Annotated in this window: 22 protein-coding genes; 11 read left to right on the top strand and 11 right to left on the bottom strand. The window is 60.7% G+C overall.

Features of this window, described 5'->3' with window-relative positions; all coding sequences use genetic code 11:
* Positions 1-114: 114 nt before the first annotated feature.
* From GVN17_RS10425 to GVN17_RS10415, 3 genes are all read right to left on the bottom strand, one after another.
* A complete protein-coding gene (locus GVN17_RS10425) occupies positions 115-1,443 on the bottom strand; it encodes a lysine N(6)-hydroxylase/L-ornithine N(5)-oxygenase family protein (protein WP_166595166.1) in 1,329 nt (442 codons plus the stop codon).
* Positions 1,444-1,603: 160 nt separating this feature from the next.
* Entirely contained in the window at positions 1,604-3,298 is a 1,695-nt protein-coding gene (locus GVN17_RS10420; protein WP_166595165.1) for a multidrug ABC transporter permease/ATP-binding protein, read from the bottom strand.
* Positions 3,299-3,347: 49 nt separating this feature from the next.
* Positions 3,348-3,821, bottom strand: coding sequence for a sigma-70 family RNA polymerase sigma factor (locus GVN17_RS10415; RefSeq protein WP_166595164.1), 474 nt, complete (start codon positions 3,819-3,821; stop codon positions 3,348-3,350).
* Positions 3,822-4,313: 492 nt separating this feature from the next.
* On the opposite strand from GVN17_RS10415, the gene GVN17_RS10410 reads away from it, so the two are divergent.
* Both GVN17_RS10410 and GVN17_RS10405 read left to right on the top strand, forming a co-directional pair.
* The gene (locus GVN17_RS10410) at positions 4,314-6,059 is read left to right on the top strand and encodes an OPT family oligopeptide transporter (protein ID WP_166595163.1); all 1,746 of its coding nucleotides are present in this window, start codon (positions 4,314-4,316) and stop codon (positions 6,057-6,059) included.
* Between the two features lie 480 nt (positions 6,060-6,539).
* Entirely contained in the window at positions 6,540-7,496 is a 957-nt protein-coding gene (locus GVN17_RS10405) for an alpha/beta hydrolase (protein WP_256665168.1), read from the top strand.
* A 143-nt stretch (positions 7,497-7,639) separates the two neighbouring features.
* On the opposite strand, the gene GVN17_RS10400 is transcribed toward GVN17_RS10405, so the two are convergent.
* Both GVN17_RS10400 and GVN17_RS10395 read right to left on the bottom strand, forming a co-directional pair.
* Positions 7,640-8,563, bottom strand: coding sequence for a Gfo/Idh/MocA family protein (locus GVN17_RS10400; RefSeq protein WP_166595162.1), 924 nt, complete (start codon positions 8,561-8,563; stop codon positions 7,640-7,642).
* Positions 8,564-8,589: 26 nt separating this feature from the next.
* Complete coding sequence (locus GVN17_RS10395) at positions 8,590-9,810, bottom strand: DNA-binding transcriptional regulator (protein WP_166595161.1); 1,221 nt, start codon at positions 9,808-9,810, stop codon at positions 8,590-8,592.
* Between the two features lie 164 nt (positions 9,811-9,974).
* Between GVN17_RS10395 and xylA the strand changes: the two genes are divergently transcribed.
* The 5 genes from xylA (at position 9,975) to GVN17_RS10370 (ending at position 15,959) form a co-directional block, all read left to right on the top strand.
* Positions 9,975-11,291, top strand: coding sequence for a xylose isomerase (gene xylA / locus GVN17_RS10390; RefSeq protein ID WP_166595160.1), 1,317 nt, complete (start codon positions 9,975-9,977; stop codon positions 11,289-11,291).
* Positions 11,292-11,460: 169 nt separating this feature from the next.
* The gene (gene xylF, locus GVN17_RS10385) at positions 11,461-12,462 is read left to right on the top strand and encodes a D-xylose ABC transporter substrate-binding protein (RefSeq protein ID WP_166595159.1); all 1,002 of its coding nucleotides are present in this window, start codon (positions 11,461-11,463) and stop codon (positions 12,460-12,462) included.
* Positions 12,463-12,656: 194 nt separating this feature from the next.
* Positions 12,657-14,231 carry a D-xylose ABC transporter ATP-binding protein gene (gene xylG / locus GVN17_RS10380; RefSeq protein ID WP_166595158.1) on the top strand — a complete coding sequence of 525 codons (1,575 nt, stop codon included), beginning with the start codon at positions 12,657-12,659 and terminating at the stop codon, positions 14,229-14,231.
* A complete protein-coding gene (locus GVN17_RS10375; protein WP_166595157.1) occupies positions 14,228-15,364 on the top strand; it encodes a sugar ABC transporter permease in 1,137 nt (378 codons plus the stop codon). The genes xylG and GVN17_RS10375 overlap by 4 nt, the downstream gene beginning before the upstream one ends.
* 151 nt (positions 15,365-15,515) lie before the next feature.
* Positions 15,516-15,959, top strand: a complete 444-nt coding sequence (locus GVN17_RS10370) for a hypothetical protein (protein ID WP_166595156.1) — start codon at positions 15,516-15,518, stop codon at positions 15,957-15,959.
* Positions 15,960-16,033: 74 nt separating this feature from the next.
* Here the strand turns inward: GVN17_RS10370 and dusA are convergent, their stop codons facing one another.
* Positions 16,034-17,035, bottom strand: coding sequence for a tRNA dihydrouridine(20/20a) synthase DusA (gene dusA / locus GVN17_RS10365; protein WP_166595184.1), 1,002 nt, complete (start codon positions 17,033-17,035; stop codon positions 16,034-16,036).
* A 571-nt stretch (positions 17,036-17,606) separates the two neighbouring features.
* Between dusA and tal the strand changes: the two genes are divergently transcribed.
* Positions 17,607-18,533 carry a transaldolase gene (tal, locus tag GVN17_RS10360; RefSeq protein ID WP_166595155.1) on the top strand — a complete coding sequence of 309 codons (927 nt, stop codon included), beginning with the start codon at positions 17,607-17,609 and terminating at the stop codon, positions 18,531-18,533.
* A gap of 298 nt (positions 18,534-18,831) precedes the next feature.
* Here the strand turns inward: tal and rssC are convergent, their stop codons facing one another.
* Together rssC and rssB are read right to left on the bottom strand one after the other, a co-directional pair.
* Positions 18,832-19,314 (bottom strand): anti-sigma factor antagonist RssC, encoded by a 483-nt coding sequence (gene rssC / locus GVN17_RS10355; RefSeq protein WP_037009276.1) that lies wholly within the window; start codon positions 19,312-19,314, stop codon positions 18,832-18,834.
* Positions 19,314-20,495, bottom strand: coding sequence for a two-component system response regulator RssB (gene rssB, locus GVN17_RS10350; RefSeq protein WP_166595154.1), 1,182 nt, complete (start codon positions 20,493-20,495; stop codon positions 19,314-19,316). The genes rssC and rssB overlap by 1 nt, the downstream gene beginning before the upstream one ends.
* A gap of 266 nt (positions 20,496-20,761) precedes the next feature.
* Between rssB and GVN17_RS10345 the strand changes: the two genes are divergently transcribed.
* Positions 20,762-21,061 carry a PilZ domain-containing protein gene (locus GVN17_RS10345; RefSeq protein ID WP_166595153.1) on the top strand — a complete coding sequence of 100 codons (300 nt, stop codon included), beginning with the start codon at positions 20,762-20,764 and terminating at the stop codon, positions 21,059-21,061.
* A gap of 113 nt (positions 21,062-21,174) precedes the next feature.
* Here GVN17_RS10345 and GVN17_RS10340 read toward each other — a convergent pair whose 3' ends face one another.
* Positions 21,175-21,876 (bottom strand): VacJ family lipoprotein, encoded by a 702-nt coding sequence (locus tag GVN17_RS10340; RefSeq protein WP_166595152.1) that lies wholly within the window; start codon positions 21,874-21,876, stop codon positions 21,175-21,177.
* 204 nt (positions 21,877-22,080) lie between these two features.
* On the opposite strand from GVN17_RS10340, the gene GVN17_RS10335 reads away from it, so the two are divergent.
* Positions 22,081-22,716, top strand: a complete 636-nt coding sequence (locus tag GVN17_RS10335) for an HAD family phosphatase (protein ID WP_166595151.1) — start codon at positions 22,081-22,083, stop codon at positions 22,714-22,716.
* Positions 22,717-22,824: 108 nt separating this feature from the next.
* Positions 22,825-23,088 (top strand): DUF4404 family protein, encoded by a 264-nt coding sequence (locus GVN17_RS10330; protein ID WP_166595150.1) that lies wholly within the window; start codon positions 22,825-22,827, stop codon positions 23,086-23,088.
* A 142-nt stretch (positions 23,089-23,230) separates the two neighbouring features.
* On the opposite strand, the gene queF is transcribed toward GVN17_RS10330, so the two are convergent.
* Together queF and GVN17_RS10320 are read right to left on the bottom strand one after the other, a co-directional pair.
* Positions 23,231-24,061, bottom strand: coding sequence for an NADPH-dependent 7-cyano-7-deazaguanine reductase QueF (gene queF, locus GVN17_RS10325; RefSeq protein ID WP_166595149.1), 831 nt, complete (start codon positions 24,059-24,061; stop codon positions 23,231-23,233).
* Positions 24,062-24,146: 85 nt separating this feature from the next.
* Positions 24,147-24,653: a plastocyanin/azurin family copper-binding protein gene (locus tag GVN17_RS10320; protein ID WP_166595148.1), complete on the bottom strand. Its 507-nt coding sequence runs from the start codon at positions 24,651-24,653 to the stop codon at positions 24,147-24,149.
* Positions 24,654-24,802: the final 149 nt, after the last annotated feature.

Here is a 24,802-nt window from a genome sequence, read left to right as displayed (position 1 = left end):
ACCTGTTTGTTTCGGCAAGGCTCAACCCACGGAAGGCCCGGTCAGGCCTCCCGCAACGTTGTGAAAAAGGATGAGGTGGCCGCGAACGGCCACCGTTTGGCGACGGGCGCTACATCAGCGCGCCAGCTTCAGCGCCACACGCTCGTGGGGGTGCGCCGGTCGGGCTGAGCAGGGCTGCTCGTAGTCGGCGAAGATCGACTCCACCACTTCCTGGGAACGCACGGCCAGCACCGACAGCAGCGTGTCGCTCAGGCCATGACTGTCTTCGCAGCAGCCTTGCAGGAAGATCCCTGCTTCGCTGCCCGCGCTCAGTGGCAGGCGATAATGGCGGTCAACGTTCGAGCCCTGGATGTACGCCTGCACACCGGCCAGCAACTCAAGGTGATAGTCGCGACGGTACCCGGTGGCCAGCACCACGACGTCGAAGGACTCGCTGTGCATCTGGTCATGGGGCGCGTCGCGCAGGAACAGGTCGATGCCTGCCGCGCTGACTTCGGCGTGGGCCACTTCGCGGTTGGTCAGCAAGCGATGACGCTGCTCGCCACGCACTTTCTGCTGGTACATGCGCTGAAAGATGGTCTCGATCAGGTCGGTGTCGACCACCGAATAATTGGTGTTGCGGAACTCGGTGAACAGCGCGTCGCGACGCTCTTCGCTGTGATTGAAGATCGTGTCGGTGAACGACGGGTTGAATATCTGGTTGACGAAGGGACTGTCATCGGAGGGCTTCAAGGCGCTGCCGCGAATCACCAGGCTGGCCTCGACATTGTCGAAGCGGCTGGCCAGATCCTCGAAGATTTCCGCTGCACTCTGACCGCCGCCGACCACGGCCACGCGCACCGGGCCAGGGCGGTTGGTCAGCAGCTTCTCGATGCCGCCACGATAGCTCGCCGAGTGCAAGATGCGCGGGTCGCTCAGGCCGTCGAACGCGGCCGGGGCTTGGGGAATGCCGCCGATGCCGAACACCAGATTGCGTGCGCGACGGCGGGAAACGCCACCGCCCGGCCCTCGGGACAGCACGTCCACGGCGACGAAGCGGCCGTCCAGAAAATGCGGCTCGACCGAGATCACTTCTTCGCCGTAATGGGCCTGTTCATTGAAGTGCGAGGCCGCCCAGCTCAGGTAATCGGTGTACTCCTCGCGGGTCGGAAAGAACGTCTTGAGGTTGATGAAATCCTGCAGCCGCCCCCGCTCCTTGAGGTAGTTGACGAAGGTGAAACGGCTGGCGGGGTTGCGCAGCGTCACCAGGTCTTTGAGGAAGGAAATCTGCATCGTCGAGCCGTCGATCAGCATGCCTTCGTGCCAGTTGAACGCGGGCTTCTTTTCGAGGAAACACACCTGGGGCGCCAGACCGCTGCGCAGTGCATGCTCCTGGGTGGCGATCGCCAAAGCCAGGTTCGACGGGCCGAAACCAATGCCGATGTAGTCGTAGACGAGTTCCATGCTTTCCTCTCGTAAGGCGCGATGTGCGATGAGATCCAGCCGCAGGCGGGCATTCCCACAAGCGACCGGGGGCAGTTCACGCACACCAGTGATGAATAGGACTGATTATCATTAAAGACGCCTGAGCCTTTCGGCTGTTTAGTCTTCGGGGGTGAAAAACTTACAAAGCCTTGACGGTTTTCAGCGAATACGCGCCGCCGATTTCTTCCACGGCGTCACGGCTGGCGTTGTCGCGGCGATCACCCTGCAATTCGCTGAGCTGGCCGGACTCCATCTTCACCAGACGGTCTGCCAGATCGAAATACTGATCGTCGTGGCTGATGGCAAACACGGTGATCCCGGCCTGCTTGAACATCGGCAACAACTCGCGGTAGAAGAAGCGGCGGAACAACGGGTCCTGGTCGGCGGCCCACTCGTCGAGCAAGAGAATGTCGCGCTTCTCCAGCACCGCCAGCAGCAGCGCCAGACGTTTGCGCTGCCCCTGGGAGAAGCGCGTGTCGAGCAGATGGCCGTCGCCGATCTGCACCTTGTGCTTCATGTGCAGGTGGTCGAGCCAGTGATCGATGTGCTCGACAGCGGCGTTTTCGCCGTCGGCACCGAGCAGTTGCGAGAACAGGTGAAAGTCGGTGAACACGCTGGCGAACAGGTGCCGGTAGGCGAGCCAGTCGTTCGCGCCGATGACTTGGCCGTCGATCAGAATCGCGCCTGCCGAGGGGCGATACAGGCCGCTGAGCAAGCGCGCCAGGCTGGATTTTCCGCTGCCGTTGCCGCCCATCAGGAACACCGTTTCGCCACGGCGCAATGTCAGGTTCACCGGCCCCACATCGAAGCCAGGCTCATCACCCTGCGCCGGATAGTGGTACTCGACGTCTCGCAGTTCGAGGGTCTGCCAGTGGCCGACGATATGGCTCGGCGCGACCTCAAAGCTGTCGTGGTGCTCGGCCAGCGCCAGGGATTCGACCTTGTCCAGCGCCACACGACCGGAGATTTGCGCCGGGATCGCGGCCACGGCGAGCACCAGCGGCGTGCGCATGAACAGCACGGTCAGCGCATAGGTCGCGGCCACTTCAGTCGGCGCCCAGCCCAGGCCGTTGGCCAGATAAAACGCCAGGCCGATGGTGCCGAGAACCATGATGTTTGCCCAGTTGCTGGCCAGGCCGTGGTAGCGGTCCGCGAGGGTGAAATGCTCGCGATAGCGCAAGGCGGCGACGTCGAAGGTTTCTTCGTACAGACGACGCGCGCGGTCGCGGTTCAGGGTCAGTTCCTTGCGCCCGTCAATCACGCCTTGGTAGCTCTGATAGAGCTTGTCTTCGGATTCACGCAACGCGCGAATGTGGGCGTTGAGTTTGCCCACCAGCAGCCAGCCGACGCCCAGGGTAAACGCCATCCAGCACAGCGTGGTGATGAACAGCGACGGCGACAGCCAGGCCAGGTAACTGAAGGCGGCAACGCTCAACACGGTGCCGTAGATCAGGTCCGGCAGTTGCACGAACGCCATGGTCACGGCACGAATGTCGCTGGACAGGCTGGCAAAGATTTTCGCTCCGCCGATGGCTTCGATGCGTTCGATGTTGGTGTCCAGCAGGCGCTTGACCATCACCCGACGCAGGCCGTAGACGAAGCGATGGCCGAGCGCGGTCAGCGACAGCGACGCCCCGGAGGCCAACGCCAAAAGCAGGACCAGCATCAGGCCGAACTGCCACAACGCGGTGCCCAGACCGTCGTGGGTGCTGATCATGCGCTGGTTGACGAAGGCGATCACGCCCACGCTCAACAGGCCGCTGCTGATGCTTAACAGCAACACCATCGCGAGTGGCCAACGGTATTGCTGGAAGACCAGACGAACTAATTTCATGGATGACTCCGGGCAGTGGAAGCAAAAACAAAGGGCGAAGCGTCAGCGGCTAAAGCTCGCCCAGCCGGGCGCGGCAATGGCTCAGGGTGTCGCGCAGCAGGAAGTTGACCATCGTCGGCGAGGTGCCGATCACCTTGGCCACATCGCGCTGGGTGTAGCCTTGAATCTGGCTGAGGTTGAAGACGATGCGCATGCGCTTGGGCAGTTCGTTAAGGGCGCCGACCAGTTGGTTCAGCGACTCGCGCCCCGCCAGCACACGCTCGGGCGAAACCTCGAAACGCGGCGGCTCGTCCAGCTCGGTTGCGGCGCCATGGTTGCGTTCAAGCCGCTGACGACGCAGGCGGTCGATGGCCAGGTTGCGCACCACGCGGAACATGTAGCGGGCAGGCTCGATGGAGGACAGGTCGCTTTCGAGCATTTTCACGAAGGCGTCCTGCACGACGTCTTCGGCGCGGGCGCGGCAACCGAGGAATTTGGCGGCCAGTCGCAACAACCCTTCGCGGTGGGTGTTGTAGGTGCCCATCAGCGCGTCGAGACGAGGATCGATCGGAACACAAGACCCGCCCACACAGGAGGAGCGAAGCCTTGTGGGCTGGCTCATTGCAGGTTGAAAACCCATCTTGTTCGACATCCCTGGTGACAAAGAGACGCGAAGGATAACGCAAACGATTCTCATTGCAACGTAAGAAATTTTACCGATTGGTGAAACTTTCGTTATAAGAACGTGGTCGTTTTGTTGTCTGACAAATGGCGGCGAAATGCTGGCAAACACTCCGTAACCCTCTGATTCAAAGGGTTTTAACAGGACGCAGCAGCTTGTTGATCACCGACGATCGGGTGCATGAGCGTGTTTCGTAGGGTCCAGTAAATGTGTCAATGGCGACACATTTACAGTGGACTTGCGACGTGTGTCGCAATAGCGACCGGACCGTCGATACATCACAGACTCTTCCTCCGCTGAACCTTTACCACCCCACGACGCTCACTAGTCCTGACACCGACCACAGGACGTTCCATGGGCCAATACGCCACGACGCCCCCTTCTGCCCTCCGCATCGAGCGCGAGCTGAGCCCGCGTGCCGTGCTGACCGGCGCTGTATTGGGCATCCTGCTGACGCCCTCCAACGTCTACGCCGGACTTAAAATCGGCTGGTCGTTCAACATGTCGATCATCGCGTTGCTGGTGGGTTTCGGGATCTGGCAAAGCCTCGCCCGTCGCAATCACCGGCAGCCGCCGTGGACCCTCCATGAGAGCAACATCAACCAGACGGTTGCCTCGGCCGCTGCCTCGATCATCTCGGGCGGACTGGTGGCGCCGATCCCCGCCTACACGCTGCTGACGGGCCAGCAACTGGACCCCGTGCCGATGATCGCGTGGGTGTTTTCCGTGAGTTTTCTCGGCATCTGGATCGCGTGGTATTTGCGCCCTACCCTGCTCAACGACAACGGCCTGAAGTTTCCCGAAGGCATGGCGACGCTGGAAACCCTGCAGCACATTTATCGCCACGGGCAAGAAGCGGTGATCCGCATCAAAGTGCTGTTCAGCGCGGCGTTACTGTCGGGGCTGGTGAAGTGGATCGACGGCTTCATTTGGGCAATTCCGCGCTGGGCGCCCACGGCGCAACTGGAACGGTTGACCTTCACCCTCGACCCTTCACTGCTGCTGATTGGCTTCGGCGGGATCATTGGCATCCGCGTCGGTGTGAGCCTGCTGATTGGCGCGTTGCTGGCGTGGGGCGGGTTGTCGCCATGGCTGATCGATCACGGCTGGGTGATGCTGGCGCCCGACGCCACAGGTCCGCAGTTTGCCAAGCTCGTCGAATGGCTGCTGTGGCCGGGGGTCAGCCTGATGGTGTGCTCGACGCTGACGGCGTTGGGCATCCGCCTTTTCATTGCCCCCAAGACGGACCAAAGCCCCAAAGAAAAACGCGCCCGTGCGCCCTTCTCTCCCGGCCCCGCCGTTGGCCTGGTGCTGTCGATTGCGCTGGTCGTCGGTCTGCAAGCCGCGCTGTTTGGCATCGACCTGTGGATGGCGTTATTGAGCATTCCGCTGGCGATCTGTCTGGCCGTCGTGGCCGCGCGGGTGGTCGGCGCCACGGGTATCGCGCCCATCGGCGCCATTGGCAAGCTGTCGCAATTGACGTTCGGGCTGATCGCGCCGGGCCAGGTGCCCATCAACCTGATGAGCGCCAACACGGCGGGCGGCGCGGCCGGGCAATCGACGGACTTGATGAACGACTTCAAGGTCGGCTTGGCCATCGGCGCGACCCCGAAAAAACAGGTCGTCGCCCAATGCATCGGCATCTTCATCGGCAGTGTGGTCGGCGTGCTGGTGTACCTCGCGCTGATTCCCGACCCCCAGCACATGCTGCTCACCGAGCAATGGCCCGCGCCTGCTGTCGCCACCTGGAAAGCCGTGGCCGAAACCCTGACCCATGGCCTGGGCTCGCTGACGCCGCAGATTCGCTGGGCGATTGTCGTCGGTGGGCTCTTCGGCGTGCTGCTGGGCGCGTTTGACACCCTGCTGCCTCAGCGCCTGGCGCGCTGGTTGCCCAGTTCGGCAGCTCTGGGCCTGGCGTTCGTCCTGCCAGCTTCGACGTCTCTTATGATGGGGCTGGGCGCGGTGCTGACCTGGGCCGTGAGCCGTCGCTGGCCGAGCCTCACCGAACGGTTTGCGATCACCGCGGCCGCCGGGTTGATCGCGGGCGAGAGCATGACCGGCGTCGGGGCGTCGTTCTGGGAGATGTTCAAAAACCTGTAGCACCCGGGCATGTATCGGACCTGACACACCCGCAAGCCGCGTTTCTAAGCCCCGGAGTATTGATTGTATCGATAGCGAACATCCACACGAACGCCGTTCATTTTTTGCGCGCAGATCGGGATCATGGCGGCATTGACCAAACTGAACAAGGATTTCACCCATGTCCATCAACATGTCCATTCTGCTGATGCTGATCGTTTCCTTCTCCATCGCGCTCGCGGGCGTCGGTCATTTCTGACCCTTCACGCGGTGCCCCTCCTGCACCCGTGATGCCCGCTGCCCGTCGTCCTGCCTGATCGGGTTGGACAAGTCGTCTATCCAACGCTACACCTCTTGGGTTGTCGAGCACTCGCCGATCCGCATTACCGCGCCCTGAACCCAGGCCTGCGCCGCTCGTGCGGGCGCGCCTCGGTCGCTGCTCAGAATGGTCAATCCGTCAATCGGATCGCTCCGTCAATCGGACAGCAAGGACTCTTCTCCATGGACAGCTTCATTCTGAGTACCCGCAGCAAAGCCAACGGTGCTTTCGGCACAGACGTGGGCCCAGGCACCTATTTGAAAGTGCCGCCCGATGCGGCCGAGCCGTCGCCCATCCACAGCATCAATTCGGCCAAGCAATGGATGACCGCGATTCTCGAACAGGCCGCCCCGGCAAAAGGCACGGCGCTGGACGTGGTGTTTTTCGTGCACGGCTACAACACCCCCTCAAAAGAAGCACTGACCCGACAACGGCTGATCGAACGCGAGCTGCGCGCCCGCAACTACCCGTGCATGGTGGTGGGGTTTGATTGGCCATCAGAAAGCAAAACCCTGCTGTACCTGGCGGATCGCGGCAAGGCGCAAGACTCCGCCGCGCTGCTGGTCAAGCGCGGCATCGTGCCGTTCATGACCTTCTCGCTGCCCGAGTGCCCGATCAACGTCCACGTGATGGCCCACTCCATGGGTGCGTTTGTGGTGCGCGAAGCCTTTCGGTCGGTGGACAAAATGCGTGATTCGGGGCTGGCCAACGACTGGCGCATCGGCCAGATGGTGCTGTTTGGCGCCGACATTTCTTCATCGTGCTTCGCGCTGGGCAACTCGGACATGATCCCGACGTTCAGCCATTGCGGGCGGCTGACGAACTATTTCAGCGGTTATGACGAAGCGCTGGCCGTTTCGAATGCCAAAAACATCGACACCAGTTCGCGGGTCGGCCGGGTCGGCATGCCCGAAGACACCCCCGCCGACGACAAGGCGCTGGACGTCGATTGCGGTCCCCGCTATCTCGCTGTGAAAAAACGCAAGTTCGAAGTGATCGACGGCCTGGTGTCACATTCGTGGTACTTGGAAGACGCGAACTGGTACGACGATCTGGCCTACACGCTTCAGGGCGGGATTGACCGCAACTTCATCCCGAGCCGGACGCTGCGGATGAAGAATGATTTTGTGTTGAATTGAGGCCGTGCAGCGTTGCCCTCCCTGTGGGAGTGAATTCATTCGCGAAGCGTGCGTAGAGGCGATACATCTCGACCGCCTGAACCCTTTTTCGCGAATACCTTCGCTCCCACAGAGGTGATCCGTGCCATCAAGGCCTGCGGGTTTTATTCATAAAACGCCGCCACCGTCTCCTTGCTGCCCACAAAGAAACTGTCGGCCACGATCCGCAACGGCTGCAGGTCGAGGTCACTGCGCCCGTCGGCAATCAATTGCGCGAAGTGCCGGTACATTGCGGGGTACTCGCCCTCTTCCGACACGGCCTGCGCCACGCCATCGAGGCTGACCTCAGCCCCGCCCGAATCCAGACGCAACACGCCGTCATCACTGTGCAACTCGATGCGCCACAGCTCATTCACGCTGTGGTCGAAATCGAACGCCGCCTTCACCGGCACGTGCCCGTCGCGGATATTCAACGACGCGGCGATGGGCGACTGACAGTTGCTCGGCACGCTCAGCGCGGCGGACTCGACGAACAGCGCACCCGGCAGTAGATCGGTGACGATGGACAGCGCATTGATCCCCGGATCGAAGACGCCCAGCCCGCCCGCCTGCCAGATCCACGCCTGACCGGGGTGCCATTTGCGTACCTGCTCTTTCCACTCGATGCGCACCTCGTTCAGCGTCGTGCCTGCAAGCCACGCCTTTGCAGTCGCCACGCCTGGCGCAAACCGTGAGTGCCAGGCGAACAAACCGCTCACCCCGGCCCGTTCGACGTGGTCGATCAACGCAAACGCCTCGCCCAACGTCGAGCACGGCGGCTTTTCCACCAGCACATGCTTGCCCGCTTTCAGCGCTTCGTCGACCAGCGCGAAACGCCCCTGGGGCGGCGTGCAAAAGGCAATCGCGTCCACCTGAACGTCGCTGTCTAGCAGTTCGGACAGCGACCCGAAGTTCTCGACACCCGGACAGTGCGGCCCCAACGTCGCCACCGCTACCAGTTCGAATTGCGGGTTGGCGCGGATCGCCGGCACGTGCTGGTCCTGTGCGATCTTGCCGTAACCCACCAGCCCTAAACGAATCGGATGCATCGATGACTCCTGTGATCGTGACGTGGTCATGTAAAGACGCGCTCCGCAGAACGCGCCTGAGAATTGAATGAATGAACGGCGCTTTGCTGGTATTCCCGAGGCGTGCAGCCGAACTCGCGGCGAAACACCGTGTGCAGGTATTGCGCGGATTTGAAGCCGCAGTGCTGGGCAATGTCGGCAATGGCCGAATCACTGTTCTGTAGCCGTGAAGCCGCCGCCGCGAGCTTGAACCCGAGAATCTCGTCGTGCACGGTGCAGCTGCGTTCCTTGCGGAAATGCGCTTCCAGTGACGACCGGGAGATACCGACATAGCCCGCGACCTGGGCCGTCTTGATGCCTTGGCAGGCGTACTGCCGGATGAAATGCAGCGCCTGCATCACATACGGATTGCCCAGCGGCTGATGAAGGCTCGATGCCTGGACGTTGATCGCCTCGGGCGGCACGAGAATCTGATGGGTTGTGGACGGCATGCCGTGGAGCATCTGGTGCAGCATGTGCGCCGCCATCCGCCCCATGCTTTGCGTGCCCTGAATCACCGAGCTCAACGGCACGCGGGTCAGGGTGCGGGTCAGTGGGTCGTTGTCGATGCCGATCAGCGCCACTTGCTCCGGCACCGCGATGCCTGCGGTCAGGCACGCCTGAAGCAACTGCCGGGCACGGGCGTCGCTCACGGCAATGATGCCGATGGGCTTGGGCAGGCGTTGCAGCCAGGCGATCTGCTGCTCCACCGCGCTGTCCCACAACGGCGCACTGGTGCTCAAGCCGCGATAGACCTCGCCGCGCAGGCCGTCGCGCTTGAGCAGGCTGCGAAAGGCGTTTTCCCGCTCCTGGGCCCAGCGATTGCTCTGCGCCTCGGGCAGGCTGAAGCAGGCGAATCGGGTCAGCCCCGCTTCGATCAGGTGCTCGTACGCCATTTTGATCAGGCCGACGTTGTCGGTGGCCACGTAAGGAATGTTTTTCGGGTAGGCGTCGGGGTCCGCGTAGGAGCCACCCACCGCCACCACCGGCAGCGTGCTGTGCGCCAGCGCTTCGCCAATCAGCGGGTCGTCGAAATCGGCAATGATCCCGTCACCTTGCCAGCGCTCGATGCCTTTCAAACGGCAGAGGAAATCCTCCTCAAGGAACAGGTCCCAGGACGCGCGCGTGCTGCTGAGGTAATCGCCAATGCCGGTGATGATGCCGCGATCATAGATTTTGCCGCCGTTGAACAACAGCGCGATACGGTGCACGGGCGGGACGGTTTTCATTGTTTTTCTCCCGGGCCTGCCAAACAGGTGGGCACAGACTAGGCCTGCCGAGAGGGAATCTCAATACTCAAAATCGAACACCGAGTTGGTGATTTTCGTAATCGGAAGGCCCAAGGCCGTTGCTAGTATCGGGGCAACGCCAAGAACAATAAGGAAATACTTCGATGCCCTGCTTCCCCGAAATCGACACCATTCGCTACGAAGGCCCGCACAGCGAATCCCCCCTTGCCTTTCGCCATTACGACGCCAACAAGCTGGTCCTCGGCAAGCCGATGCGCGAGCACCTGCGCATGGCGGCCTGTTACTGGCACACCTTCGTCTGGCCGGGAGCCGACATGTTCGGCGTCGGCACGTTCAAGCGCCCCTGGATCAAGACGGGGGATGCCATGGAGGTGGCGCGCTTCAAGGCCGACGCGGCGTTCGAGTTCTTCTCCAAGCTGGGCATCGACTACTACAGTTTCCACGACACCGATGTCGCCCCCGAAGGCGCGAGTCTCAAGGAATACACCCGCAACTTCGCCCAGATGGTCGATGAGCTCGAACGCCATCAGGCCCGTACCGGCCTGAAACTGCTGTGGGGCACCGCGAACTGCTTCAGCAATCCGCGCTTCGCCGCAGGCGCTGCGAGCAACCCGGACCCTGAGGTGTTCGCCTTCGCTGCCGCCCAGGTGTTCAACGCGATGAACGCCACGCAGCGCCTCAACGGTTCGAACTACGTGCTCTGGGGCGGTCGCGAAGGCTATGAAACCCTGCTCAACACCGACCTCAAGCGCGAGCGCGAACAGCTCGGACGTTTCATGGCCATGGTGGTCGAGCACAAGCACGCCATCGGCTTCAAGGGCGACTTGCTGATCGAGCCCAAACCCCAGGAGCCGACCAAGCACCAGTACGATTACGACAGCGCCACGGTCTTCGGTTTTCTGCAGCAGTTCGGCCTGGAAAAGGAGATCAAGGTCAACATCGAAGCCAACCACGCGACCCTCGCCGGGCACAGCTTCCACCACGAAATCGCCACGGCGGCGTCCCTCGGTATTTTCGGCAGCATCGACGCCAATCGTGGCGACCCCCAGAACGGCTGGGACACCGACCAGTTCCCCAACAGCGTCGAAGAGCTGACCCTCGCCACCTACGAGATCCTCAAGGCCGGCGGCTTCCAGAATGGCGGCTTCAATTTCGATTCGAAGGTGCGTCGCCAGAGCCTCGATGAAGTTGACCTGTTCTACGGCCATGTGGCCGCGATGGATGTGCTCGCCCTGTCCCTCGAACGTGCCGCCGCGATGGTGGAGAACGATGTCCTGCAGCAGTTCAAGACCCAACGTTATGCCGGGTGGGACCAGCCGTTCGGTCGCGCCGTGCAGACAGGCGAATTCAGCCTCGAATCCCTCGCCCGACATGCGCTGGAACATGACCTGAACCCCCAAGCCGTCAGCGGCCGACAGGAGATGCTCGAAGGCGTTGTGAACCGGTTTATCTACCGCTGACGGCATTCACCGGGAATTGAATCGGTGGGAGTTGCCGGCGAGTTCCAACCAAAACGTGGTGACAAACTCGCGACAATTCTCTGCATCACGTCGCCACTGAAGTCTCTACAGTTTCCTCCGCGACACGCTCATGAAGTGCCTCTAAACAACAATAAAAGGACGCACCACAATGAAGAACCTGAAACGCACCTTGCTCGCCTCTGCCCTCGCCTTGCTCAGTCTGCCGGTCATGGCGGATGCGGCTCATCCGAAAATCGGCTTTTCCATCGACGACCTGCGCCTCGAACGCTGGTCCCGGGACCGTGACTACTTCGTCGCGGCGGCCGAAAAAATGGACGCCAAGGTGTTCGTGCAATCGGCGGACGCCAACGAGCAGAAGCAGATTTCCCAGATCGAAAACCTGATCTCTCGTGGCGTCGACGTGATCGTCATCGTGCCGTTCAATGCCACCGTGCTGACCAATGCCGTGGCCGAAGCGAAGAAGGCGGGGATCAAGGTCGTGTCGTATGACCGGCTGATTCTCAACGCCGACATCGACGCCTACATCTCCTTCGATAACGAAAAAGTCGGCGAAATGCAGGCTTCAGGGGTTTTGAAGGCGCAGCCCAAAGGCAATTATTTCCTGCTCGGCGGCGCGCCCACCGACAACAACGCCAAAGTGCTGCGCGAAGGCCAGATGAAAGTGCTGCAACCGGCCATCGACAAGGGCGACATCAAGATTGTCGGCCAGCAGTGGGTCAAGGAATGGAACCCGACCGAAGCCCTGAGCATCGTCGAAAACGCCCTGACCAAGAACAGCAACAGGATCGACGGCATCGTCGCCTCCAACGACGCCACGGCCGGTGGCGCGATCCAGGCCCTGGCGGCGCAGAAACTCGCCGGCAAGGTGCCGATCTCAGGCCAGGACGCCGACCTGGCGGCCGTCAAACGGGTAATCGACGGCACCCAGACCATGACCGTGTACAAGCCGCTCAAACTCATCGCTTCGGAAGCCGCCAAGCTCTCCGTGCAACTGGCGCGCAACGAAAAACCGGCCTTCAGCTCGCAATATGACAACGGCACCAAAAAGGTCGACACCATCCTGCTGACGCCGACGCCATTGACCAAGGACAACATCGACGTGCTGGAGAAGGACGGGTTCTACACGAAGGATCAGATAGCGGGGAAATAACGGATCGCGTTGAACAGACCCGATCGGCTGCCGTGACGCGCAACCTGTGGGACCGAATTCATTCGGGAGGGGCCGGTACATTCGGCATGGATGTATCGCCTGATACGACGCTTCCCGAATGAATTCGGTCCCACAAGGTATTGCGCAAACCGGCAGCGTTGCACCCGCCTCTGGCTTTTGTGTGAGACCCCGCAATGTCCGACTACCTGCTGCAAATGAACGGCATCGTCAAAACCTTTGGCGGTGTCAAAGCCCTCAATGGCATCGACATCAAGGTGCGCCCCGGTGAATGCGTCGGCCTGTGTGGTGAAAACGGCGCGGGCAAATCGACGCTGATGAAAGTGCTGTCAGCGGTCTACCCCTACGGCACCTGGGAGGGGGAAATCGTCTGGGACGGCGAGCCCTTGGAAGCGCACTCCATCGCCGAAACCGAGGCCGCCGGGATCGTCATCATCCATCAGGAACTGACCCTCGTCCCCGACCTTTCGGTGGCGGAAAACATTTTCATGGGCCACGAGCTGACCCTGCCCGGCGGGCGCATGAACTATCCCGCCATGATCCACCGTGCCGAGGCACTGATGCGTGACCTCAAGGTGCCGGACATGAACGTCTCGCTGCCGGTGTCGCAATACGGCGGCGGGCATCAGCAACTGGTGGAAATCGCCAAGGCGCTGAACAAGCAGGCCCGCTTGCTGATCCTCGACGAGCCCTCTTCTGCCCTGACCCGCTCGGAAATCGAGGTGCTGCTGGACATCATTCGTGACCTCAAGGCCAAGGGCGTGGCCTGCGTCTATATCTCTCACAAGCTCGATGAGGTGGCGGCGGTCTGTGACACCATTTCGGTGATTCGCGACGGCAAACACATCGCGACCACGGCCATGGCCGACATGGACATCGCCAGGATCATCACTCAGATGGTTGGCCGCGAAATGAGCAACCTCTACCCCACCGAGCCCCACGACGTCGGCGAAGTGGTTTTCGAAGCACGCCATGTCACCTGTTACGACGTCGACAATCCGAAACGCAAACGCGTCGACAACGTCTCGTTCTCCCTTCGGCGTGGAGAAATCCTCGGCATCGCCGGGTTGGTGGGCGCGGGCAGGACCGAGCTCGTGTCAGCGTTGTTCGGTGCCTACCCCGGTCGCTACGAAGCAGAGGTCTGGCTGGAGGGCAAACCCGTCGACACCCGCACGCCGCTGAAATCCATTCGCGCCGGGCTGTGCATGGTCCCTGAAGACCGCAAACGCCAGGGCATCATTCCCGACCTGGGGGTCGGCCAGAACATCACCCTTGCCGTACTCGACAGTTTTTCGCGCCTGACCCGCATCGACGCCGAAGCCGAGCTGGGCAGCATCGACAAAGAAATCGCGCGCATGCACCTCAAGACCGCAAGCCCGTTCCTGTCGATCACCAGCCTCTCCGGTGGCAATCAGCAAAAGGCGGTGCTGGCGAAAATGCTGCTGACCCAGCCCCGCGTGCTGATCCTCGACGAGCCCACCCGGGGCGTCGATGTGGGTGCGAAATACGAGATCTACAAGCTGATGGGCGCCCTGGCCGCCCGTGGCGTTTCAATCATCATGGTGTCGTCGGAGCTGGCTGAAGTCCTGGGCGTGTCTGACCGCGTGCTGGTGATCGGCGAAGGCCAGTTGCGTGGCGACTTCATCAATCAGGGCCTGACCCAAGAGCAGGTGCTGGCGGCGGCCCTGCAACCCGCTGGCGCCAATCACAATAACGATCAGCCCCGTGATGCGAGGGAAACGCGTACATGAATCAGCTCAAACACCTGTTCACCCGCTACAAGATGCTCGCGCTGGTCATTGCCATCGCGGTGATCTGGCTGTTCTTCAGTTGGCAAACCGAAGGCGGCTTCATAACCCCGCGCAACCTCTCCAATCTGCTGCGGCAAATGTCCATCACCGGCATTCTTGCCTGCGGCATGGTGCTGGTGATCATCAGCGGGGAAATCGACCTCTCGGTCGGTTCGTTGCTGGGTTTGCTGGGGGGCGTTGCGGCGATTCTCGACGTGGTCTATCACGTGCCGCTGATCCTGAACCTGGGCGTCGTCGCATTGTGCGGCCTGGCCATCGGGCTGGCGAACGGCTGCATGACCGCTTACCTGCGCATCCCGTCCTTTATTGTCGGTCTGGGCGGCATGCTGGCGTTTCGCGGGATTTTGCTGGGGATCACAGGCGGGACCACCATTGCGCCGGTGTCCCCACAGCTGGTGTATGTCGGCCAAGGTTATCTGCCGCCGTTGGTGGGCGTCGTACTGGGCGTTTTGCTGTTTGCCCTGACGCTGTTCCTCACCTGGCGCCAGCGTCGCAACCGCGCGCTGCACGGCCTCGCAGCTCACGCGTTGGTGCGAGACATTCTGCGCGTACTCGCCATTGGCGCGGTCCTCGCCGGTTTCGTCTACACCCTCAACAGCTACGACGGTATTCCGGTCCCGGTCCTGCTGCTGTTGGTATTGCTCGGCGTGTTCAGCTACATCACCAGCCAGACCGTGTTCGGTCGCCGCATTTATTCCGTGGGCAGCAACATGGAAGCCACGCGCCTGTCCGGCATCAACGTGCAGGCGGTGAAGCTGTGGATCTTCGGCATCATGGGGGTGATGTGCGCGCTGGCCGGGCTGGTCAACACGGCGCGACTGGCCGCAGGCTCACCGTCGGCAGGCAACATGGGCGAACTGGACGCCATCGCCGCCTGCTTCATCGGCGGCACCTCCATGCGCGGCGGATCGGGCACGGTGTATGGCGCGCTGCTGGGGGCTCTGGTGATCACCAGCCTGGACAACGGCATGTCGATGCTCGACGTGGACAGCTACTGGCAGATGATCGTCAAGGGCAGCATTCTGGTACTGGCGGTGTGGGTCGATGTCAGCACGCGCACCGGGAGGCGCTAGCGGCGGGCGCGAATACCGGCTTCACGCATCGCTCAAGCACCTGAAAACTTGTAGGATGCGTGTCGCAAGACGCCTCACAGGCCCCCACTGATGTGCGCCTCGGACACCTCGGGCGCAGACCATTCCAGACAGGAAGTACGGAGCAAATGGCATGACACAGCCGTTCGTCATGATTGTGGCAAAACGCATCACCCTCACCCTGCTCGCCGCCGCGGCCTTGCAGGGGTGCGCATCCAACCCGACAGGCCGTCAGTGCCTCGACAACTTCCGCACCGATGGCAACATCCTCGTCGGCAAAAGCTTCAGCACCTACGCCTACCTGCCCGACACGCCTTACAAAAAGGCCTTCAAGAACGTCAATAACATCCTGACCACCGAAGGCTTTCAGATGAAAGTCTCTAACCCTGAAAGCGGCATCATCAATGTCTACCAGCAGGTCGGGGCCAGCAAGGTCGCGCCGCTGAATGCACTGGTGGAGAAGTCAGGCAGCGGCTCGAAAGTGACCATGACCTTTGTCACACAGGCAGGGCTGTACACCCCCGAGGATGAGGCGAAGAAGCATTTTTGCGATTATCTGGACCGGGCGGCGAAATAGCCCTCAGCGCAATGCCGGTCGGAAAAGTCGGTCCGATGATGGACAGGCCTGACCGGCATTCTCGGCGTGAGTGACTAGCGCCCTTCCAGCAACGCCCCGGCCTTGTCCAGCAAGCCCAGCGGGTCGTCGGTCTTGTGAATGTCCACTGACAACAGTTGACGGAATTTGCGCGCGCCGGGGAAGCCGGTGCCCAGGCCCAGCACGTGACGGGTGATGTGATGCATCGAGCCGCCGTCGCGCAAATGGGCTTCGACGTAAGGCCGTAGTTGCGCGAGCGCTTCCGCGCGGGTGATCGGCGGCGCGTCACCGCCAAACAGCTCGCGGTCCACTTCGGCCAGCAGGTAGGGGTTGTGATAAGCCTCGCGGCCCAGCATCACGCCGTCGAAGGTTTTGAGGTGTTCCCGGCAGTCTTCCAGGGTTTTGATGCCGCCGTTGAGAATGATCTCAAGGTCGGGGAAATCCTGTTTCAGCTGAGCCACCACGTCGTAGCGCAACGGCGGGATGTCGCGGTTTTCCTTGGGCGACAGGCCTTCGAGAATCGCGATGCGGGCGTGGACAGTAAAACTGGTGCACCCGGCGTCGCGCACAGTGCCCACGAACTCACAAAGTTGCTCGTAGCTGTCCCGCCCATTGATGCCGATGCGGTGCTTGACCGTCACTGGTATCGAGACCGCGTCGCGCATGGCCTTCACGCAATCTGCGACCCGTTGCGGATGGCCCATCAACACCGCACCGATCATGTTGTTCTGCACCCGGTCGCTCGGGCAACCGACGTTGAGGTTCACCTCGTCGTAACCGGCCGCCTGAGCCAGATGCGCACTGGCCGCGAGGTCCGCCGGGGTGCTGCCGCCCAATTGCAGGGCCAACGGATGCTCGCTCTGATCGTGGCGCAGGAAACGTTCGCTGTCGCCATGCAGCAGCGCGCCGGTGGTGACCATCTCGGTGTAGAGCAGCGCGTTTTTGGAGAGCAGACGCAGGAAGAACCGGCAATGGCGATCCGTCCAGTCCATCATCGGGGCCACGGAGAAACGGCGAGAAGGTTCGTCTGGCTGGGGGGCGGTGCGCGGGGCGGTCATTGGCAACATGTGAGCGATCAGGCGGGTCGGGCGTAATGGGCGCACAGTTTACCAGTTCGCGCGGGGGGAAGTGTCCGGGCAAGAAAAAACCCGCCGAAGCGGGTTGTTTTCAGGTCATGGCCATTCCAACATCCTGTCGGTAGCGCTCCGCGCAATGGCTGATCATCCGTGATCTCCGAAGCGGTTCCTTTGCTCCAGTTGATGGATCCAATGTAATCCTCGGCGTGTGGCTTTGGAAGGGCGTTTTCGCCGGATAGCGTGTAAGCCTTTCGCTATGGCATCAGGACGAAAAACGCCTGATGCCCCATTCCACTGAGGCCGGCGCAAGGAACGACTGCCGCCCTTCGTGCTCCAACCAGTCTGGATCGAGTCTCCGCCCTCCTCGTGAACCGATGAACATGAACCCTACAGACCCAAAAACGTTTGCGAGTACCCGGTTCGTGGCTGGTGTACAGGCCTGCTGTTTGCGCAAACGCGGGCCTCTAGATCAGCGTGTTTGTTGCGGTTTACGCCCTTGAGTGACCGGCGGCGCTCGGGTAATGTCATCAAACCCACAGGACAGAGCACGCTCATGACTTCCAAGCTGGAACAACTCAAAAAAATCACCACCGTCGTTGCCGATACCGGCGATTTCGCTGCGATTGAAAAGCTCAAGCCGGTGGACGCCACCACCAATCCCTCCCTGCTGCTGAAAGCTGGCTCGAGCGACAGTAACGCCGACCGCCTGAAAGAAGCGTTCAGCGGCAGCAACGATGACATCAATCTGGCCAGCGACCGTTTTGCCGTCGCCATTGGCCGTGAAATTCTTAAAGTCGTGCCGGGCCGCGTGTCGACCGAAGTCGATGCCCGAATCTCGTTCGACACTCAAGCCTGTATCGCACGTGCTGAACGTCTGGTGGGCTTGTATGAAGAATTTGGCATTGGCCGCGACCGCATTCTGATCAAGCTGGCCTCAACCTGGGAAGGTATCAAGGCTGCTGAGCAGCTGGAAAAGAAAGGCATTCAGTGCAACCTGACCCTGCTGTTCTCCTTCGCCCAGGCTCAAGCCTGCGCTGACGCCGGTGTGTTCCTGATTTCACCGTTCGTGGGCCGCATCTACGATTGGTACAAGAAGGCAGAAGGCAAGGACTACGTCGGTGCAGAAGACCCGGGCGTGAAGTCCGTGACCCGCATTTACAACTACTACAAAGCCAATGACTACAAGACCGTGGTCATGGGCGCCAGCTTCCGCAACCTGAGCCAGATCGAAGAACTGGCCGGCTGCGACCGCTTGACCATCAGCCCGGACCTGCTGCAAAAGCTGTCGGAAGACAACGGCACGCTGACGCAGAAGCTCAAGCCAGGCAACGGCGGCGAACCGCGTCAGACCCTGAACGAAAGCCAATTCCGCTGGGCGTCCAACGAAGACGCCATGGCCACCGAAAAACTGGCCGAAGGCATTCGTCAGTTCGCCCGTGACCAGGAAAAGCTGGAAGCACTGCTGCGCGCCAAGGCGTAAGGCACCGGCCACTCGTAAAAAAGGCGGCGCCCATTGGGTGCCGCCTTTTTTTGTGCCTGGGGTTTGGAATGGTTTTTTTAGCAGCAAGCCGGACTGCTCACCGCAGCCCCCCCTGTAGGAGCGAATTCATTCGCGAAAAATGGGTCAGGCGGTGGGGATGTGTTGGCTGCACCGGCCCTTCGCGAATGAATTCGCTCCTACAGGGAGATCGGATGCTTGGGTCGATGTAGGTGCAACCCTGTAGCAGCACGGCGACAGAGGTGAGGCCGCTCGTGCCTCAGCGGGGATTCGAAAACGTCTACTGATGCTCGAGCGCGTTCACCAGATCACGAAAGGCTTCGCGATTAGAGTCATTCAAACCCATCAGAATCTTATGCGCTTCCAGCACCTTGGCTTTCACCACGTCCTCGCACTGATCCTGCGACGGCAAGTCGCTCAGCGCTTCGGGACGGGGAATCGGACGACCGACGATGTTGAACACCTGATCGAAGCCCATTGACTGCAACAGGCGCGTGATGTCCTCGTGAGTGGTCACGACGGTGGGCAACAGGCCCGCTTTCTGACGGGACAGGATCGACAGCTTGGCCAACAGGCCGAGGGTCGTGCTGTCAATGCTGCGCGTTTCGGTCAGATCAATCACCACGGTCGAAAAATTCATCGAGGTGAAGATCCGCTCAATCGTCGCATCCAACGCCGAACAGAGGGTCAGGCGCACTTCTCCCACGAACTTCAGGACGAAGGTGCCATCTTGCTCGGCAAACTGGATTCTACCGGTACTCATTAAAGGTTCCTGCTCAACACTAACAAGGCGATATCATCCGGCATCTCCCCGAGCGTGGCCAATCCAAACTTACGACGCAGACCATCCAGGCTGCCGCCCGCCGACTTCACCAATTCAGGCAAGTTGGCCTCTTTCTCTTTGAGTGTATCACCTGGCAACAGGTCCAGAATGCCATCAGACAGCAGGGTCAGACTAAAGGACTCCGGCAGGTCCAGCACATGGTCCGAATACGTTGCTTCGTTGAACAACCCCACCGGCAGGCCGCGCCCTTCAAGGTAGCGGGTTTCTGTCGGCGTATACAGCACCGGCAACGGCAAATGTCCGCCGACGCTGTAAGTCAATTTACCGCTTTGCTCGTCGATCACGCCGCCCACCATCGTCACGTGCTTGCCCAGCTTGCAGCTGATCAGACCCCGGTTGATGTGGCCCAACACCTCGGAAGGCTTGAACTCGGGCAGCGTGCCGCCGCGCTTGGACTCGAACAACAGACGCGTGGTCATGAACTTCAACAACACGGTGATGAAAGCCGATGACGCACCATGGCCCGACACGTCGGCGAGATAGAACGCGACGCGGCGCTCATCGACGCGGAAATAATCGACGAAGTCACCGGACAGGTACAGCGACGGGATGATTTCGTGTTCGAATTCGAACGAGTCAATCGCCCACGGGTTGGTCGGCAGCATGTTCATCTGAACCTGGCGACCGGCATCCTGGTCTTCCTGTAGCAGATGCAGGCTGGCTTCGAGTTCGCGGTTGGCGGTCTCAAGCTTCTGACGGTAGAGCTGGTTTTCCTGAAGGAGGCGCGCGCGATCCAGTGCCCGCTTGACCGAGTGCTCAAGCACTGCAAGGTCTTCCAGCGGTTTAATCAGGTAGTCGGCCGCGCCAAGACGCAACGCTTCGACAGCATCGCTCATGACACCCGCGCCGGAGACCACGATCACCGGAGTGTCCGGCGACAGGCTGGTGACCTGACGAATCAGCTCCAGGCCTCCAACTTGAGGCATGCGCAGATCGCAGATCACGAGATCAGGCGTGTTTTTCTCGAAGGATTCCAGACCTTGCTTGCCATTGCTGGCCTGCAAGACGCTGAACCCACTGTCTTCCAAGTAGGCCGCGAGGCTCGCGCGCACCACTTCGTCGTCATCGATAATCAGCAGCGTGGCACTGGTTTTTTGCATGTGGGCAAACGGCGCCAGATCAGGTTGGCGTAAGCGGTCGGATTCTGTCAGGCCGCTTACTGGATTCGCTTCTAGCCTCTCTGTACGGTGGCAGCGGACTTTTGGTCAAACGCTTCAGTCGCCAGAGGTGCCCTTCAAGGCGCAGACGGTACTCCCATCCGCCGGGTGTTTCAAGCTCGCTCCAGCGGTCGGTCGGCGTCTTTACATCTCAAATCGCCCGGAGTTATAAGAACCCCTAAATCAGCAACAAAAATGAAGGATGCACCATGGGTCAGATTGATCGCGACTATGCAGAGAAACGAGACTACATCCGCATGCGTGTCGACGCGGACATCAGCCTGATCTACGCAGGCCAGATCATCCCCGCCGTGTGCGTGGATTTATCCAGCTCCGGCATGCAGATACAGGCGCCTCGGTCGTTCAAGGTCGGTGACCGGATCAGCGTCCGAATCGAGTCCGAACACGCCGCGCTCAAAGGCCTGGAAGCCGACACCGAGGTGGTCTGGATCGCCGACGTCGAAGGTGACGAGCAGAAATTGGGGCTGACCATTTTGACCATGAAGTGATATCAAAACGGAACCACTTCACAGATTCGGCAAAAAGAATTACGAAAAAATACGAAAAAAAAAAGGCGACTCGGAAGTCGCCTTTTTTGCATCTGCGCAACAGTCAGTCGCGATTAAAAATCGTCGACGACCTTGCCATCCTTGACCTTGAACTCGCGGTTTTGCAAGTAGGCGTTACGGATGAAGATGTATTTGTCGCCGTTGACCAGTTTTTCAGCCGACAGCAGGCTCGCACGGGTGTCCACCACGCTCACGCCAAACGCCGTGTTGCGGGTCGGCACGTGATCGATGTAGCGGTACGGCATGGTGTAGGTGTCAGGGTATTTGGCGAAGGCATCACGCACGGTGCTCGGACCGAAGAACGGCAGCATCACGAAAGGCCCGCTGCCCACACCCCAGTGACCCAGGGTCTGGCCGAAGTCTTCATCGTTGCGTTGCAGGCCCATCTTGGTGCCAACGTCGAAGAAGCCCAGCAGACCGAAGGTGGTGTTGATGATCAAGCGCGCTGTATCCACGCCTGCCGCGTGCGGTTTGGCCTGCAGCACATCGTTGGCGAAGTTGGTGACCTCGCCGACGTTCTTGAACATGTTATGGATGCCGTCTTCGAGAAACTGCGGTGTGATGAAGTCATAGCCTTGGGCGATGGGCTTCAGCGCGTAAGTGTCGACAGTGTCGTTGAAACGGAAGATCGCACGGTTGACGCCTTCCCACGGATCATCTTCAGCGGCCTGAGCGGCCATCGGCACCAGGGCCAGACTGGCCCAGAAACACGTTCGAGCCAGACGATTGATAAAGCCTGCACCGGTCACGGGCATAGCAAAGACTCCCAGTCAAAAGTGATGAAGCGGGCGCTACGCCCCCCAATCAAAGGCGAGAGTATAAAGCGTTCTGTGACTATTTACGTCGCCGAACACTGACGGAATGTGCTGTTCTTTAAACATCCGCTCACAATGTCACCCGTTGGTCATCGCACTGTCATGAAACTCCCTTAGCGTCTTGGGCATTTGAGAGGGAATTTCATGCTTGCCCCGGTCGCCGTCCCCGCCCCTTCGTTCACCGCCGTGCTCTTTGGTCTGAGCGGCTGCCTGGTCGATTTTGGCGCTCAGGTGCGGACCCTGCGCAGCCGCGATGGCCAGTCGTTCGACTCACACGACGCCACGCCCTTCTCCCACCCCACGCCCGGCGCGATGGTGGCTTTGCGAAACCTCAAGCAGCAAGCCATCCCGTGCGCGTGGATCGATGAATACCCCGCCGCGATCACCGAGCAGTTGGCGTCTCCACTCGCCGGTCTGGTGCACCCCACCCCAAGCCCGAACAACCACTGGCCTGCGCCGGACGCCTGCTGGCAGGCCCTGATGAGCCTGAATGTCGCCCAACTCGACGGCTGCGTGCTGGTCAGCGGCGACCCCCGCCTGCTCACGGCCGGGCTCAACGCGGGCTTATGGACCGTGGGCCTCGCGTCCTGTGGACCGTTGTGCGGGCTGTCACCGGCGCACTGGGACGCCTTGAGCGACCTGGAGCGTGAGCGCCTGCGAGGCCGCGCCACCCTGGAGCTGTACGCGACGGGCGCGCACTCGGTGATCGATCATCTGGCCGATCTGGAATCTTGCCTGGCGGACATCACGCTGCGCCGCATGAAGGCCGAAAAGCCCTGATTGATCAGGGTCATGCAGAAAGGCCCAGTGTGGATTAGTCTTAGCGACAAAGGACCTTTGCCGAGGCGCTGAGGTCCATGCAGAGACTATTCACAAAGGGAGCACCCTATGCCCGCCCGCGAACTGCAAGAACAACTCGATACCTTGCGCGAGCAACTGGAACAGAACCCGCCGCTGACCCAAGAAGAACGCGAAGACCTGCATGCACTGATGGCGCAGATCGAGGCCGAGATCGCCGTCGAAAACGCCACCCCCGACAACAATCTGGCCGATGGTGTGAACCTGGCAGTCGAACGCTTCGAAGTCGAACACCCCACCATCGCCGGCACGTTGCGCAACATTGTGCTGACGTTGGGGAATATCGGGATTTAAGTCGAATCGACTGATGCACGAACACCTGTAAGTGAATTCATTGGCGAAGGGGCGCTACGGCTGATACATCTTCATCGCCTGAACCCCTTTTCGCGAATGAATTCGCTCCCACAGGGACATTGGTCAGCGCCCCATCATCGGGCTATTGCCGCGCCAACCGCCCGTTCTCCAGCGTCAGCGTCTCAGTGCTGCGGTACGGGTTGATGTCCAGCCCGCCACGACGCACGTAACGCGCGGAGACCGTCAGCTTTTCCGGTTTTAGCAGTCGTTGCAGGTCCATGAAGATGCGTTCGACGCACTGCTCGTGGAAGTCCGAGTGCTGGCGGAAGCTGACGATGTAGGCCAGGAAGCTGGCGTGATCCAGCGCTGCACCGCGATAGGCCACGGCAACGCTGCCCCAGTCCGGCTGGCTGGTGACCGGGCAGTTGGATTTCAGCAGGTGGCTGTGCAGCGATTCTTCGACCAACCGCGACTCGTCGCAACGCAGCAATTCAGGCTGCGGGCGGTCGTAACTGTTGATGCTCACGTCCAGATCGTCGACGCAGACGCCCGGCACCGCCACGATGCCCTCGGCTTCGATGTCCTTCAGGGAACGGATGCGCACGCCCACCGGCTTGCCAGCGGCGGCCGACAGGTCTTTCTCCAGCACACTGACCAGCTCGGCCTGAGACGCGAACGGCGTCTGGTTCAGCGAGTTAAGGTACAGCTTGAAGGATTTGGATTCGATGATGTTCGCCGAATCGGCGGGAATGCTGAACTCGCCAATCGCCACCACCGGTTTGCCCGACGGCAGCAGCCACGACAGTTCGTAGCAATTCCAGAAATCGACACCCTGATACGGCAGCGTCTCGGCGGTCAGCCCCAGCTCGGCCCACTTGGCGGTGCGCGGAATGGGAAACAGCAGGGACGGCGTGTAGGTGGCGATGTATTCACTGGACTTGCCCAGGGGCGAGTGTTCGGCTGCGGGATGCATGGCGGGACCTGAAAACGTATAAAAAGAAGGCGGAAGTGAAATCCTGACCGTCGAGTTTATAGGTTTTGTCCCGCTTTTTCAGCGATTACTCGGCGATCGATACCTTGCCGACCATGCCCGCCTGATAGTGACCCGGCAGATTGCAGGCGAATTCCAGGTTGGTGGCCTTGGCGAACGTCCACGTCAACTCGGCGGTCTTGCCCGGCTCCACCAGCACGCTGTTGGCGTCGTCGTGCTTCATCGCACTGTGATCCATCCCGGCCATGTCATGCTTCATGCCGGTCGACGTCAACATGCCGCTGGCGACCATCTTGAGCATTTCCTGCTGATGGGCCGCGTGCATGGCGGCGTCTCCCAGATTGAACTCGTGCAGCAGTTGGCCCTTGTTCACCAGCACGAAGTGCACGGTCTCGCCCTCTTTGACGTCGAGGGCCTTGGGTTCGAAATACATGTCGCCCAGCGTCAGCTCGACAGTGCGGGTTGCCTGATCGGCCTTGGCCGGGTGACCAAAATCAAAATGCTCGCTAGGGGAAGCCTGAGACGAAAGGCTCACACCCAGCAATACGGCGGCAGCGACAAAACGAGCGAACATGGGAATCTCCAGTCAACGACAATCGATGACCTTAAGGTAGGCTCCTGCCACTGGCAATCAGCTGACCGCAAGATTACAACTTTGTAAGCTTGGCCCCTGCTCGCCCCGCTCACGTTATAAAGCGCGACGAATGAGCGTCACTGGAAGCG

It is taken from the genome of Pseudomonas sp. SLFW (genome assembly GCF_009905615.1).
Lineage (GTDB): Bacteria > Pseudomonadota > Gammaproteobacteria > Pseudomonadales > Pseudomonadaceae > Aquipseudomonas > Aquipseudomonas bambusae.
The sequence above is the reverse complement of the archived record's forward strand: the minus strand, read 5'-3'. Positions and strand labels throughout refer to the sequence as shown.

Bases quoted from the DNA above. Each gene is read 5' to 3' on its own strand.
- GVN17_RS10425 (WP_166595166.1), bottom strand. From the start codon at position 1,443: ATGGAACTCGTCTACGACTACATCGGCATTGGTTTCGGCCCGTCGAAC.
- GVN17_RS10420 (WP_166595165.1), bottom strand. From the start codon at position 3,298: ATGAAATTAGTTCGTCTGGTCTTCCAGCAATACCGTTGGCCACTCGCG.
- GVN17_RS10415 (WP_166595164.1), bottom strand. From the start codon at position 3,821: ATGGGCACCTACAACACCCACCGCGAAGGGTTGTTGCGACTGGCCGCC.
- GVN17_RS10410 (WP_166595163.1), top strand. From the start codon at position 4,314: ATGGGCCAATACGCCACGACGCCCCCTTCTGCCCTCCGCATCGAGCGC.
- GVN17_RS10405 (WP_256665168.1), top strand. From the start codon at position 6,540: ATGGACAGCTTCATTCTGAGTACCCGCAGCAAAGCCAACGGTGCTTTC.
- GVN17_RS10400 (WP_166595162.1), bottom strand. From the start codon at position 8,563: ATGCATCCGATTCGTTTAGGGCTGGTGGGTTACGGCAAGATCGCACAG.
- GVN17_RS10395 (WP_166595161.1), bottom strand. From the start codon at position 9,810: ATGAAAACCGTCCCGCCCGTGCACCGTATCGCGCTGTTGTTCAACGGC.
- xylA (WP_166595160.1), top strand. From the start codon at position 9,975: ATGCCCTGCTTCCCCGAAATCGACACCATTCGCTACGAAGGCCCGCAC.
- xylF (WP_166595159.1), top strand. From the start codon at position 11,461: ATGAAGAACCTGAAACGCACCTTGCTCGCCTCTGCCCTCGCCTTGCTC.
- xylG (WP_166595158.1), top strand. From the start codon at position 12,657: ATGTCCGACTACCTGCTGCAAATGAACGGCATCGTCAAAACCTTTGGC.
- GVN17_RS10375 (WP_166595157.1), top strand. From the start codon at position 14,228: ATGAATCAGCTCAAACACCTGTTCACCCGCTACAAGATGCTCGCGCTG.
- GVN17_RS10370 (WP_166595156.1), top strand. From the start codon at position 15,516: ATGACACAGCCGTTCGTCATGATTGTGGCAAAACGCATCACCCTCACC.
- dusA (WP_166595184.1), bottom strand. From the start codon at position 17,035: ATGACCGCCCCGCGCACCGCCCCCCAGCCAGACGAACCTTCTCGCCGT.
- tal (WP_166595155.1), top strand. From the start codon at position 17,607: ATGACTTCCAAGCTGGAACAACTCAAAAAAATCACCACCGTCGTTGCC.
- rssC (WP_037009276.1), bottom strand. From the start codon at position 19,314: ATGAGTACCGGTAGAATCCAGTTTGCCGAGCAAGATGGCACCTTCGTC.
- rssB (WP_166595154.1), bottom strand. From the start codon at position 20,495: ATGCAAAAAACCAGTGCCACGCTGCTGATTATCGATGACGACGAAGTG.
- GVN17_RS10345 (WP_166595153.1), top strand. From the start codon at position 20,762: ATGGGTCAGATTGATCGCGACTATGCAGAGAAACGAGACTACATCCGC.
- GVN17_RS10340 (WP_166595152.1), bottom strand. From the start codon at position 21,876: ATGCCCGTGACCGGTGCAGGCTTTATCAATCGTCTGGCTCGAACGTGT.
- GVN17_RS10335 (WP_166595151.1), top strand. From the start codon at position 22,081: ATGCTTGCCCCGGTCGCCGTCCCCGCCCCTTCGTTCACCGCCGTGCTC.
- GVN17_RS10330 (WP_166595150.1), top strand. From the start codon at position 22,825: ATGCCCGCCCGCGAACTGCAAGAACAACTCGATACCTTGCGCGAGCAA.
- queF (WP_166595149.1), bottom strand. From the start codon at position 24,061: ATGCATCCCGCAGCCGAACACTCGCCCCTGGGCAAGTCCAGTGAATAC.
- GVN17_RS10320 (WP_166595148.1), bottom strand. From the start codon at position 24,653: ATGTTCGCTCGTTTTGTCGCTGCCGCCGTATTGCTGGGTGTGAGCCTT.